The organism is Photobacterium sp. GB-210, assembly GCF_003026075.1.
Taxonomy (GTDB): domain Bacteria; phylum Pseudomonadota; class Gammaproteobacteria; order Enterobacterales; family Vibrionaceae; genus Photobacterium.
This window is the reverse complement of record NZ_PYNU01000055.1, coordinates 1-987: the sequence shown is the minus strand read 5'-3', so window position 1 is coordinate 987 and position 987 is coordinate 1. Positions and strand designations below refer to the sequence as shown.

Annotated in this window: 1 protein-coding gene; it reads left to right on the top strand. The window is 40.1% G+C overall.

All coding sequences use genetic code 11. The annotated features are described in order from the left end of the window. A partial coding sequence (locus C9J38_RS21530) for an SUMF1/EgtB/PvdO family nonheme iron enzyme (RefSeq protein ID WP_107208808.1) occupies positions 1–899 on the top strand: 899 nt, incomplete at its 5' end. Positions 900–987: the final 88 nt, after the last annotated feature.

Genomic DNA, 987 nt, shown 5'->3' with positions numbered 1-987 from the left:
AAATAGAAGCGAAAGTAAAAAAGCTCTACCCTGATGCAGATACCAAACTTCAACATCAAATCGTCGAAGTTGCTGTTGAATCACTTGAAAGCATGGTATTTATCAAAGGTGGAACCTTCATGATGGGCGCATTTAAAGCCCCTTGTAACCCCATTTCTACGGATAGAATGGATTGGTCGCCAGATGCTAAGTGTAATACCGCTTTGTCGAATGCTGAAACTGGCGCTAATTTTATGCATAAAGTAACCTTAAGTAACTACTCTTTAGCTAATCATGAAACGACTTATCACGGTTTTGATGCTTTTCAAAAAGCATATGAACGCCCAGTTGTTAAAGCAGGAATGAGAGAAAAACATGACCTTTCTGACGATAAGTTTAAAGATCTAGCGACACCGACTAAAACCTGGCAAGAGGCAAAAGATTACTGTTTATGGCTGGGTGAATTAACGGGTTCTCCGATTGATTTACCCACAGAAGCACAATGGGAATATGCAGCAAGAAATCGTGGGAAGCATCTATACCATGCAACCAATAACGGTTACCTTCAGCGTAAAGGTGACCAGCATTTGGTTGATGGAAGGTATGTTGATTACACAAAAGATGAATGGAATATTGGTAGCTCTATAGATTTAAATCAAATTAAATTGTATCCGCCAAATCCATTAGGTTTGTATGATATGGCAGGAAATGTAAAGGAATGGATGAATGACTGGTATAGCGAAGATTATTATCAACGCTCCCCTGAACTCGACCCTCAAGGGCCATCGAGAGGATCTAAAAAAGTCATGAGAGGAGGGGGGTTAACAACATCTCGAGCAGGCCAAGCCATAGCTCAAGATGGATATATCTCACTCAATGGTTTTCGTTGCGCGGTTCAACAAACGACACCAGTAAAGTAGTATTCAGTTAGTGCCGACAATACCACTTGGCTATTGTCGGCAGCTCCAAATTAAATTTCTAATACTCTTTTCTTTTGTTTTCTATGTT